The organism is Methylobacterium soli (genome assembly GCF_008806385.1).
GTDB classification, from domain to species: domain Bacteria; phylum Pseudomonadota; class Alphaproteobacteria; order Rhizobiales; family Beijerinckiaceae; genus Methylobacterium; species Methylobacterium soli.
Genome location: NZ_VZZK01000076.1, coordinates 1 through 11,424 on the forward strand (window position 1 = coordinate 1; position 11,424 = coordinate 11,424).

At 70.1% G+C, this 11,424-nt stretch carries 12 protein-coding genes; 6 read left to right on the plus strand and 6 right to left on the minus strand.

Annotation, left to right across the window (positions count from 1 at the left end):
- A partial coding sequence (locus F6X53_RS31005) for a TCP-1/cpn60 chaperonin family protein (RefSeq protein ID WP_280526088.1) occupies positions 1-562 on the plus strand: 562 nt, incomplete at its 5' end.
- 117 nt (positions 563-679) lie between these two features.
- Here the strand turns inward: F6X53_RS31005 and F6X53_RS31010 are convergent.
- A complete protein-coding gene (locus tag F6X53_RS31010) occupies positions 680-1,384 on the minus strand; it encodes a hypothetical protein (RefSeq protein ID WP_238296705.1) in 705 nt (234 codons plus the stop codon).
- Between the two features lie 24 nt (positions 1,385-1,408).
- Positions 1,409-2,041, minus strand: coding sequence for a 2OG-Fe(II) oxygenase (locus F6X53_RS31015; RefSeq protein ID WP_151005616.1), 633 nt, complete (start codon positions 2,039-2,041; stop codon positions 1,409-1,411).
- Positions 2,042-2,260: 219 nt separating this feature from the next.
- Between F6X53_RS31015 and F6X53_RS31020 the strand changes: the two genes are divergently transcribed.
- The 3 genes from F6X53_RS31020 (at position 2,261) to F6X53_RS31030 (ending at position 5,482) form a co-directional block, all read left to right on the plus strand.
- Positions 2,261-2,566 carry a hypothetical protein gene (locus tag F6X53_RS31020; protein ID WP_151005618.1) on the plus strand — a complete coding sequence of 102 codons (306 nt, stop codon included), beginning with the start codon at positions 2,261-2,263 and terminating at the stop codon, positions 2,564-2,566.
- 216 nt (positions 2,567-2,782) lie between these two features.
- Positions 2,783-4,897 (plus strand): ABC transporter ATP-binding protein/permease, encoded by a 2,115-nt coding sequence (locus tag F6X53_RS31025; RefSeq protein ID WP_151005620.1) that lies wholly within the window; start codon positions 2,783-2,785, stop codon positions 4,895-4,897.
- A 291-nt stretch (positions 4,898-5,188) separates the two neighbouring features.
- A complete protein-coding gene (locus F6X53_RS31030; RefSeq protein ID WP_151005622.1) occupies positions 5,189-5,482 on the plus strand; it encodes a hypothetical protein in 294 nt (97 codons plus the stop codon).
- Positions 5,483-5,579: 97 nt separating this feature from the next.
- On the opposite strand, the gene eda is transcribed toward F6X53_RS31030, so the two are convergent.
- The 3 genes from eda to F6X53_RS31045 all read right to left on the minus strand — a co-directional run bounded on the left by eda (position 5,580) and on the right by F6X53_RS31045 (position 9,406).
- Positions 5,580-6,203 carry a bifunctional 4-hydroxy-2-oxoglutarate aldolase/2-dehydro-3-deoxy-phosphogluconate aldolase gene (gene eda, locus F6X53_RS31035; protein WP_151005624.1) on the minus strand — a complete coding sequence of 208 codons (624 nt, stop codon included), beginning with the start codon at positions 6,201-6,203 and terminating at the stop codon, positions 5,580-5,582.
- Between the two features lie 33 nt (positions 6,204-6,236).
- On the minus strand, positions 6,237-8,060 hold the full coding sequence (edd, locus tag F6X53_RS31040) for a phosphogluconate dehydratase (RefSeq protein WP_151005626.1): 1,824 nt from the start codon (positions 8,058-8,060) through the stop codon (positions 6,237-6,239).
- Between the two features lie 209 nt (positions 8,061-8,269).
- Entirely contained in the window at positions 8,270-9,406 is a 1,137-nt protein-coding gene (locus tag F6X53_RS31045; RefSeq protein WP_151005628.1) for an asparaginase, read from the minus strand.
- Positions 9,407-9,668: 262 nt separating this feature from the next.
- On the opposite strand from F6X53_RS31045, the gene F6X53_RS31050 reads away from it, so the two are divergent.
- Entirely contained in the window at positions 9,669-10,352 is a 684-nt protein-coding gene (locus F6X53_RS31050; protein ID WP_191971080.1) for a hypothetical protein, read from the plus strand.
- A gap of 110 nt (positions 10,353-10,462) precedes the next feature.
- Positions 10,463-10,747 (plus strand): sulfur globule protein precursor, encoded by a 285-nt coding sequence (locus tag F6X53_RS31055; RefSeq protein ID WP_151005630.1) that lies wholly within the window; start codon positions 10,463-10,465, stop codon positions 10,745-10,747.
- A gap of 54 nt (positions 10,748-10,801) precedes the next feature.
- Here F6X53_RS31055 and F6X53_RS31060 read toward each other — a convergent pair whose 3' ends face one another.
- Entirely contained in the window at positions 10,802-11,041 is a 240-nt protein-coding gene (locus tag F6X53_RS31060; RefSeq protein WP_151005632.1) for a hypothetical protein, read from the minus strand.
- Between the last annotated feature and the right edge of the window lie 383 nt (positions 11,042-11,424).

Here is an 11,424-nt window from a genome sequence, read left to right on the forward strand (position 1 = left end):
CCGCGAGAAGCTGCAGGAGCGTCTGGCCAAGCTCGCGGGCGGCGTCGCGGTGATCCGCGTCGGCGGCGCGACCGAGGTCGAGGTCAAGGAGAAGAAGGACCGCGTCGACGACGCGCTCAACGCCACCCGCGCGGCGGTCGAGGAGGGCATCGTTCCCGGCGGCGGCACGGCGCTGCTCCGCGCCAAGAAGGCGGTCGCGGCTCTCACCAGCGACAACGCCGATGTCGCGGCCGGCATCAAGATCGTCCTGAAGGCGCTTGAGGCCCCGATCCGCCAGATCGCCGGCAATGCCGGCGTCGAGGGCTCGATCGTGGTCGGCCGGATCACCGACAACACGGGCTCCGAGACCTACGGCTTCAACGCCCAGACCGAAGAGTACGTGGACATGATCCAGGCCGGCATCGTCGACCCGGCCAAGGTCGTGCGCACGGCGCTCCAGGACGCGGCCTCGGTCGCCGGCCTCCTCGTCACCACCGAGGCGATGGTGGCCGACGCTCCGAAGAAGGATGGCGGCGCCCCGGCGATGCCGGGCGGCGGCGGCATGGGTGGCATGGACTTCTAAGAGGTCCATTCCCAGAACCAAAGACGAGGGGTCGCCGAGAGGCGGCCCCTTTTTCGTTGGTCTTGAGGAAGGCCGCGAGCCCGCCGCGGAGGTGAGAGCGATCCGGCGGAGGGCGAATCAGCCGGCCCGGCGGGCGCAGCGCACGTAGGACGAGCTGCCCTTGCCGCTCGTCCAGGTCAAACGGTCGCCCTCGACCAGGAGGCGGACCTGCGACGACCAGCGGCGCCCGCGATCGCTGCACTCGGCCGCCATCACCCAGGCATTGCCGCTGCGGCGCCCATCGTGGAAGCTGCAGATGGTGCGCCCGGCCCGGGCTCCGTCCTGGGTGATCGTGGCCGGCAGGAAGCCGCGGCGGCGCGAGCGCGCCCCGCAGGCCGCACCGGTCGGCCCCCAGATGCCCACATACTCGGCGCGCTCGGCCGGCATCGGCGCGGGCGGCGCGACGGCAGCCGGGGCAGCACTCAGTCCCGGCCCCGGCAGGGCGACGCGCTGAGGCTGCGGGGCCGCGTCCGGCGGCGGAGCCTCGGCGCGGCGGCGGAGCGCCGGCCCGACCGGGCGGGCGAGCTCGGCCGGCAGCTCGAAGGAGGCGGCCTCCGCGCGAACCGCCCCGAGGGCGTCGGCGGGAACCGGCCGCAGCGGGATGTCCTCGGCCAGGAACACGGCGCTGTAGCTGAACAGGGCGCCCCAGCCGGCCGCGAGCAGCAGGAGCATCGACAGACTGCCCCTGGACATGCCGATGCGCGGCGCCTCGGCCCTCGGGCCCGCCAGCCGGTCACCGCCCTGCGGCGGACCGGTCAGGGCCGCCTCGATCCCCACCGCCATCGTCCCGCCCCCCCGGTCCCGTCGTCAGCGCCCGAAGATGCCCTTCAGGAATTGTGCCGTGCGGTTGCGCTTCTTCTTGCGCTCCAGCTCCGCCGCATCCTTGAGCCACGCCACCTGCACGACCCGACGCTCCCCCTCGAACGGCTCGTGGCCGTGCCAGGAATTGTCGGCGCGCAGGAAGGCGAACATCGTCCCCATGGTGGGGGGCACCTCGACCGCGAAGGGCGCGTAGTTCTGGCCGTCATAGAGCACCCGCAGGCGCCCGGCGGTCGGGGCGTCCCAGGCGTCGTTCATGTAGACGAGGAGCGTCAGCACCTTCGACGGGCCGTCGGTGTGGATCGAGCCGTATTTGGGCTGCGAGCGCTTCATGATGGTGGTGAGGCGCGGGCAGGAGACGAGGTCGACCCCGAACTTGTCGCCGAGGATCTTGGAGAATGCGTCGCTCTCCAGCTCGTCGATCAGGGCCTTGAAGCGCCCCTTCAGCGCCACCTCGTCCACCGTGAGATAGCCGGGCTTGGCGATGTCGGGGAAATCGCGGCGGATCTCCGCGATCGCCTCGTCCTTCAGCACCCCGTCCGCCAGGGCATAGCGATAGGGCTCGTGGCTCAGGGGGGCCGCCCGCACCGCGTCAATATTGAGGATCGAGAGTTCGGACATCGAACGGGTTCCTGCTACCGCGAGTTGTGACCGCGCGCCGGCCCTATCCGTCAAGTTCGCGTTGAGCGAAATCTTAACGCGTCTTCGCGCTTGGGAAATCCCCTAAATTCTCCGATTGCGGCGCGCACAGGGCAGCTTGGGCCGCGGCCCCTTCCCGCCCAAGGCGGAAACTGCCATGCTTGCGCCCTCGATACAGTTCAAGGCGCCCGACCCCCCGCGATGAGACGCCCTGCCCTCGCCCTGCTGCTCGGCCTCGCGACTGCGATGCCGGCGAGCGGGCAGAATCGCTCGGCGACGCCGCGCCAGACCTGCATGGACGTGATGAACCTCGTGAAGCGAGAGGGCGCGGTCGTGCTGAGCACCGGCGGCAATGCCGCCGAGCGCATCGTGCGGGATCGCAGCTTCTGCGAATTCACCGAGATCGCCGAACTGCGCTTCGCTCCCACGCGCGACAACCCGCAATGCCCGATCGGCTACCGCTGCAAGGAGCCGGGCTACGAGGATTGGGACTGGGACTGGAAGTAGCCGCGCCGGCCAGGCGCGGCATGCCGTCCTGTGCGCGGCATGCCGCGCCGGGGCGCGGCGCATCCGCGCTCCCACCGGGCCCCGGCACCGTACCATGACCAAAAATTCACGGGACAAGCCGGGAGCCGCGCCACTATCTCGCCATGAGGCGCCGTCATGGGCGGCCGGTCGGGCTCGGCAGCAGGCCCGGCGCAGCGAAGCAATCGGGAGATCCGCGTGGCCGCAATCAGGAGCGGGCTCGGCCTTCAGGCCGTCCTCACGGCGATCTTCGCCTTGGTGCTGCTGGCGCTACCCGGGGTGCCCTCCCCGCCCCTCTACGTCTCGCTCGCCGGCTTCGTCATGGCGGGCATCCTGCTCGCCTCCGCCCATCTCTCCGCCTACCTGAAGGTCTTCGTCTCGGTCTACGGCGTCGGCTACCTCGTGCTCGCGGGCGGCAAGACGCTTGCGGCGATGGGGCTTCTCCCGCCGACGCTCGCCGCCCTCCTGCCCCCCGCCTTCGCGGCCACCGGCGCGGTGGTCTTCGCCGCGATCGTGCTCGGCATCTCGTATCTCGGCCCGATCCGCGACATCACGCTCATCGCCGATCCCTACTTCGCCTCCCGCGACGCGCCGACCCGCGAGATCGGCCCATTCCGCTTCTTCGGAGCCACGGAGGGCACGGTCGGTCAGCGCCTCGTGGCCCTGTCCATCTTCATCACCTTCGCGCAGGTGGCGCTTCAGCTGCGCCTGAACTTCTGGTTCCGGGACCTGTTCAACGCGCTGCAGGAATACCAGGCCGACGTGTTCTGGTACCAGCTGATCTGGGTGTTCGGGCCGCTCGCCACGATCTGGGTGATCATCGGCATGTTCGATACCTTCGTGGATGCCTCGCTCCACCTGCGCTGGCGGACCTGGCTCACCCGCAGCCTCTACGAGCGCTGGCTCGATGGCGGCACCCATTACCGCATCCCCTTCACGGGCGAGCACGCGGACAACCCGGACCAGCGCATCCAGAGCGACGTCAACCTGTTCATCTCGCAGACGACGACGCTCTCGATCCGCCTGCTCTCGCAGGCCGCGACCCTGGTCTCCTTCATGGTGATCCTCTGGGGCCTGTCGCGGGACTTCGTGCTGCCATTCACCGACACGGTGGTGCCGGGCTTCCTGGTCTGGCTTGTGGTCGGCTACGCCGTGATCGGCACCTGGCTGACGCACGTGATCGGCCGGCCGCTGATCGGGCTCGATTTCCGGCAGGAGAAGGTGGAGGCCGATTTCCGCTTCTCGCTCGCCCGCTCGCGCATCTACTCGGAGCAGATCGCGCTCCTGCGCGGCGAGCGCGCCGAGAGCGTGCGCCTCAAGAGCCTGTTCGGCGAGATCATCGACAACTATCTCGGCATCATCTACCGGCGGATCAAGCTCGGCAGCTTCACGCTCTCCTACAGCCAGCTGAGCGTCGTCTTCCCGTATATCCTCGCCGCGCCCTCGTACTTCCTCAAGAAGATCACCCTCGGGCAGTTCCAGCAGACCGGCGACGCCTTCTCGAGCGTGCAATCCTCGCTGTCCTTCTTCATCAATTCCTACGTGACGATCGCCGCCTACAAGGCGAACACCAACCGCCTCGCCTCGTTCAAGCGGGCGATGACCAAGGCCGAGGCCCTGTCCGGCGCGGGCTACGGCCTCGCCCAGGGCAACGAGACCCGGGCCGACGTCACCGCCACCGGCCTCGCTCTGGCGCTGCCCGACGGCCGCGAGATCCTCCAGGCCGACAGGATCTCGCTCGCCAAGGGCGCCGCGACCCTCGTCACCGGGCCCTCGGGCTCGGGCAAGTCCACCCTGTTCCGGGCGATTGCCGGGATCTGGCCCTTCGGCCGGGGCCGCATCGACGTGCCGAAGGGCCAGTCCGCGCTGCTCCTGCCGCAACGCCCCTACATCCCGCTCGGCAGCCTGCGCGGGGCCGTGGTCTATCCCAACACCACCGACCAATTCACCGACGCGGCGATTCGCGACGCCCTCACGGCCGCGCAACTGCCCCAGCTCGTCGACCGGCTGGACGAGGTCGATGCCTGGGACCAGCGCCTCTCGGGGGGCGAGCAGCAGCGCCTCGCCATCGCCCGCGCGGTGCTGGCCAAGCCGGCCTGGCTCTTCCTCGACGAATCGACCGCGGCCCTCGACGAGCCGAGCGAGGCCAACATCTACCGGATGCTGCGCGAGCGACTGCCGGACACCACCATCGTGTCGATCGGCCACCGCTCGACGCTCCTCGAGCACCACGACAACCGCCTCGACCTGCAGGCCGGGCCCGACGGCCGCTTCGTGCCGCGCGAGCTGCGCCAGCCGGTCCCGGCCCAGTAAAGCTTAACCGGGCGGCGCGAAAGCATCGCGCCGCCGCGTTCCGGTACAGACACCATGTGGGCTCTCAGCACCCACGGAAGCCGCAGAATTATCGCGGTCGCGATTGTCAAGTTTTAGACGAAACGGGCCGCGAATACGGTTCAGTTTGCACTGCCGCACTACCGTTTTGCGCTGCATCGATCGGGAGATGTGCGCAAAAAGCGCCAGATCTCGTGGCAAGATTTCGCGGTTATTTTGGAACCGTCGCCGGAAATCATCGTTTGCCCTGCGTTAATTCCAATGGAGGAACGCATGCGGAAGCTTACGACACTGACCGGCGCCATCCTGCTCATGTCCTCGGCTGCCTTCGCGGCGCCGTGCACGACCGGCACCACGGTCGGCAACCAGGCCAACAAGGATACGAGCTCCAATGTCGATCCGGGCTCGCAGGCGAAGGTCTCGCCCGGCGCGAAGGCGGAATCGCCCGGCACAGTCGGCGCCATGAACAATGCCGGCTCGTCCACCGCGACCTCCGCGAGCGACGTCAAGAAGCAGACCGAGGGCAAGCCCACGGCCTCGCAGCAGGCGGCCAACGACGGCTGTTGATCGGGCGCGGGGCAACCCGCGACCCCTCAGGCGAAACGCCCGCCCGGCCTCACGGATCGGCGGGCGTTTTCGTGTCCGATACGGTCGCGCGACGGCGTCAGGCCTGGCGGAGCCGGGAGGCTGCCTCGGCGGCGCGCCGGATCGCGCCGACGTCCGGCTTGCCCGCCGGCACGACCCAGCTGCCGCCGACGCAGAGCACGGGCGGTAGGGCGAGCCAGTCCGGCGCATTGGCCTCGCTGATGCCGCCCGTCGGGCAGAAGCGCACCTGCCCGAACGGCCCGGCCAGCGCCTTCAGGGCCTTGATGCCGCCGGCGGCCTCGGCGGGGAAGAACTTGAAGCGATCGAGCCCGTGGTCGAGCCCGCGCATGATGTCGGCCGCGTTGGCCACGCCCGGCAGGTAGGGCACCCCTCGCTCGATCGCGGCCTCGGTCAGCGGCGCCGTGAGGCCCGGGCTGACGATGAAGCGGGCGCCCGCCTCCAGGGCGGCATCGAGGTCGCGGGGGTTGAGCACCGTGCCGGCCCCGACCACGGCGCCCTCGACCCGCGCCATCGCGCGGATCACGTCGAGCGCAGCGGGCGTCCGGAGCGTCACTTCGAGGGCCGTCAGCCCGCCCTCCACGAGGGCGCGGGCGATCGGCTCGGCATGGGCCGCATCCTCGATCACGAGGACCGGGATCACCGAGACCGAGCGCATCAGCGCGTCGATGCTCATCGTCGACATGGGATTCTCCGAGGATTCTGGTTCGGGTCGGCGTCAGAGGCCGGCGGCGGCGAGCATCGCGGAGGCGCCCTGCTCGGCCCCGTCCGCCCCCTGGCGCATGAAGGCGAAGAGCTCGCGTCCCGTGCCCGAGGCGGGCGGCGGCGCCGTTGCGGCCTCGCGGGCGGCGAATTCCTCCGCGTCGACGAGCACCTCGAGGCGGCCCTCCTCGGCGCTGAGCCGCACGATGTCGCCGTCGCGGATCCGGCTGATCGGCCCGCCGCCGATCGCCTCCGGGCTGAGATGGATCGCGGCCGGGACCTTGCCGGAGGCGCCCGACATGCGCCCGTCCGTCACCAACGCGACCTTGTGGCCGCGGTCCTGCAGCACGCCGAGGGGCGGCGTCAGCTTGTGGAGCTCGGGCATGCCGTTGGCGCGGGGGCCCTGGAAGCGCACCACCACGATCACGTCGCGCTCCAGCTCGCCCGCCTTGAAGGCCTTGAGCACGTCGTCCTGGTCGGAGAAGACCCGGGCCGGCGCCTCGATGGTGCGGCGATGCTCCTCGACCGCGCTGGTCTTGAAGGTGGCGCGGCCGAGATTGCCCCGCACGAGCCGCATGCCGCCATCCGGCTGGAACGGGCAGCCGGGCCGGCGCAGCATGGTGTCGTCGAGGCTCTCGGTGATCGCCTCCTCGTAGACCAGTTCCTCGCCCGCGAGCCTGGGGTCGCGGGCATGGTCGCGCAGGCGGGTGCCGGAGACCGTCAGGATGTCGTCGTGCAGCATCCCGGCATCGATCAGGCTCGCGATCACGAAGCTCATGCCGCCGGCCGCGTGGAAGTGGTTCACGTCGCCCGCACCGTTCGGGTAGACCCGGGCGATCAGGGGCACGACCGCGGAGAGCCGGTCGAAATCCTCCCAGTCGAGGACGATGCCGGCCGCCCGCGCCATGGCGGGCAGGTGGATGGCGTGGTTCGTCGAGCCGCCGGTCGCCAGGAGCCCGACCACGGCGTTGATGATGGCCTTCTCGTCGACGCAGCGGCCGAGCGGCCGGTAATCGTTGCCGTCGGCGCCGATCTCGGTGAGGCGGTGCACGGCGGCCCGCGTCACCGCCTGGCGCAGCTTCGTGCCGGGATTGATGAAGGCGGCGCCCGGCATGTGCAGGCCCATCACGTCCATCATCATCTGGTTGGAATTGGCGGTGCCGTAGAAGGTGCAGGTGCCGGCCCCGTGATAGGAGGCGGATTCGGATTCGAGGAGTTCCTCGCGCCCGACCTTGCCCTCCGCGTAGAGCTGGCGGATGCGCTGCTTCTCCTTGTTGGCGAGGCCCGACGGCATCGGGCCGGCGGGCACCAGGATCACCGGCAGGTGGCCGAACCGAAGGGCGCCGATCAGCAGGCCCGGCACGATCTTGTCGCAGATGCCGAGGAGGGCCGCCCCGTCGAACATGCCGTGGCTCAGCGCCACCGCGGTGGAGAGCGCGATGGTGTCGCGCGAGAACAGCGACAGCTCCATGCCGCGCTGGCCCTGGGTGACGCCGTCGCACATGGCCGGCGTGCCGCCCGCCACCTGGGCGGTGGCGCCGCGCTCGCGGGCGAAGATCTTCATCTGCTCCGGGTAGCGCCCGTAGGGCTGATGAGCCGAGAGCATGTCGTTATAGGCCGTGACGATGCCGATATTCATCGTCCGCCCGGAGCGGATCGCCGCCTTGTCCTCGCCGGCGGCGGCAAAGCCGTGGGCGAGGTTGCCGCAGGCGAGGCTCGGGCGATGCACGCCGGTCTCGCGCTCGCGCGCGATCAGGTCGAGATAGGCCCGGCGCGAGTCCCGCGAGCGCGCGATCACGCGGGCGGTGACGGCCGCGATCTCGGGATGGATCTCGGTCATTCCTCATCCTTCCGTCGGGAAGCCCGGGTCCCTGCTGACCCCGGCCGGTCGGCGCGTTGTAGGCCCGCCAGCGGCTGTTGTAAACGTTTACACGAAGCGCCAGTTACCCTGCTGGCCGCCCTTCCGATCACTTATGCGCGGGGCGGCGGGTTGGAAGGGGCTGGGACCCCGGCCGGCCCGGACGAGGGGCCGGCCGGGGCTCCGGTGCCTCAATATTCCCAGAAGATGCGCTGCAATTCCTTGGTGTCGCTGGTCTTGGTCAGCGCCACCGCGGCCAGGATCTTGGCCTTCTGCGGATTGAAATCGTGGGCGACGACCCAGTCGTACTTGTCGTCGGGCTGCTCGGCGTTGCGGAGCACGAAGCCGTCGCCGACCCGCGACGAGCGGATCACCAGGGTGCCCTTCTGGCGGACGTCCTTCAGGGTGTCGACGAGGTAACCCGGGACGGAGCCGTTGCCGGTGCCGGCATTGACGATCGCCTTGGCGCCCGCATCGACCGCGGCCGTGTAGGCACCCGGGAACATGTTGCCCGAGCCGTACACGATGGCCACGAGCGGCAGGCTGTCAATGGTGTCGATGTCGAATTCGGAGCTCGTGTTGTGGCGCTTGTAGGGGGCGCGGAAGAAGTAGGTCTTGCCCTCCACCACCATGCCGAGCGGCCCCCATTGGCTCGAGAAGGCGCTCGGCACGATGTTCGTCCGCTTGGTCACGTCGCGGCCGGCCTGGATGTAGTCGTTCATGGTGACGAGGACGCCCTTGCCGACCGCCTCCTTGCTGGAGGCCGCCGTCACGGCGTCGAGAAGGTTGAGGGCGCCGTCCGCCGAGATCGCGGTCGAGGGCCGCATCGAGCCCACCACCACGATGGGCTTGTCGCTGCGGACCACCAGATTCAGGAACAGCGCCGTCTCCTCGAGGGTGTCGGTGCCGTGGGTGATGACGACGCCATCGACGTCGTCCTGCTTCAGGAGCTGCGAGACCCGCTTCCCCAGCTGGATCAGCTGGGCATCCGTGAAGCTCTCGGAGGCGATCTGGAAGACCTGCTCGCCGCGCACATTGGCGACGTTCGCCATGGCGGGCACCGCCGCGATCAGCTTGTCCACCGGCACCTTGGCGGCCTGGTAGGTGGCGCTGTTGCTGGCATCCGCCCCGGCCCCCGCGATGGTGCCGCCGGTCGCCAGGATCACCACGTTCGGCTTGCGGGCCTCCGTCGCGCTGCCGGCCTCCGGCATCTCGCGCGCCTGGAGCGGCGCGCCGGGCAGCGCGCCCACGGCCCCGAGCAGAAGAGCCGCCAGGGCGAAGCGGGCGGCACGGGGGCTGCGCGCGGGACGAAGCTGTGCGGGATACATGGGCGAACCTTGTCTGGAGAACCTTGGGAATAGGACATCTCCGCAGGCCGTAACGCAAGAAGAGGGCCGGCCGGCCCGGGTGAATCCCGCCGCGCCGACGCGTTGCCCCACTTCCAGGTTGTGACGTCGTCGGAGCCGCGACCGGAAGCGCTGCCCGGGCCGGGCGCGTCTGCCGCCGTACGCAAGGGCGCCCGGCTGCGCCTCGCCACGGCAGCGTCAAACTCCGCCCCTACCGCCGGCCCACGGAAATGGAGGGTCCTGAATGCACGCAAGAGTTCTTCTCGCCACGATCCTGATCGCGGGCTCGGCCTGGCTGCAGGGCGCCGCGATGCGCGGCGCCTCGGCGCAGGATCGCGGGTCGGCCGACCTGATTCGGGGCCTGTGCCAGCCGGATGGCTGCGACGAGTTCAGCATCGTCTCGGTCGATCCGGTGCGGACAACCCCGGAAGGCAGCCTGAAGCGGACGCGCCTGAAGACCTTCCACGCGAGCTATAGCGGCCGCGTCCCCCGGGCCGAGGCAAGCGGCTACGTCTATTGCTCGCCGACGCGGCCCGCCGTGATCGCCGAGAAGCAGGGCCGCACCGTGGGCATCCTGCTCGCCCCCTTCGCCACCGAGGATTCCCGCGAGACGGTGCGCCGCTACACAAACTTCACCGCGACCTATTTCGCGATCTGCCACGGGCCCGAGGTCGGCAAGGCCGCCGTCCGGGACCTGCCCGGCACGGCCCGATCCCTCGGGTACCGCGTCCCGGCGACGCGTTCGCAGGTGGTGGACCTCAAGCGGGCCGAGGACATCCTTCCCGCCTCGGCCGCGCCCCTCGTGGCGGCCAAGCCCGCTCCGCCGCCTTCCCGGGAGGCCCAGGCCCGAATCCAGGCTCAAGCCCGCCACGCGCCGGTGCCGCCGGACGAGGACCTGCTGCCCCCGGGCGAGATCCCGGAGGATTGAGCCTCCCCGCCCGGACCGGCGTGAGCCCGATCACAGTCGCCGCCGCCCGATCGGATCATACCAGCCTCCGCGGCCGAACCCCTCGGCCGAACACAGACAGGAGGCTCAAGATGGTTCGTTCGGTTCGGTTTCTCGCTGCGGCGCTCGCGGTCGGTGCGGCGGCGCTCGGCGCCACCGAGGCGTCCGCGCGAGGCGGGTTCGGCGGCGGGTTCGGGGGTGGCTTCGGAGGCCGCGGCTTCGGCGGCTTCGGGCATCACCACCATGGCGGCTGGGGCGGCCGCTTCGGCTGGGGTCCGCGCTTCGTCAGCGTCGTGCCGGCCTATTACGGCGCCTGCTACGTCAAGCGCTTCATCAACGAGGACGGCGACATGGTGGTGCGCCGGGTCTGCAACTGAGTGCCGCGCGGGAGCGCGCCGGCCGCTCGGCCCGTCGCGCTCCCCTGGCCCGGCCTACTGGCCCTGCGGCGCCTGACCCTGACCCTGGCCCTGGGCGCCCTGCTGGTCCTTCTTGTTGGCCTTGTGGTGCCCGACGGCGCAGCCCGCGGCCGCCCCCATCTTGCCGTGACCGGCCATGCTGCCGGCCGCACCGCCGACGATCGCCCCCTTGATACAGCCCTTGGCCTCCGCCGAGGCCGCGCCGAGTAGCAGGCCGGGCGCGAGGGCGGCGGCGAGCACGATGCGATATCCCATGAAACAACCTCCTGAAGATGCCGGGAGGAAACGGCGCGAGCGGGAGCGCTGTTCCGGGATGGATCCCGCGCGACCGCGATCCGCTCGACGCGCCAGGACCGCTGACGGCCGAGGTCCCATGATCGGGAGATGCGTCGGAAAGCCGTTGGTGCGGACGGCGGGACTCGAACCCGCACAGCCTTGCGGCCGCAAGATTTTAAGAAATGTGCGTGGGGCTAACGGTCCACAACTTTCTCGCACGTCTTTCGGCCGTAAGCCGCGACAGCACTTAGCTTTTCACCTGAACGCGTCTAACATCGGGTAACGTCGCAAAACATGCCTCATACCAACTCTCACTGATCAGAACTCATGGGCCCAGGCGCGCTGGCCGATGGACATGATAC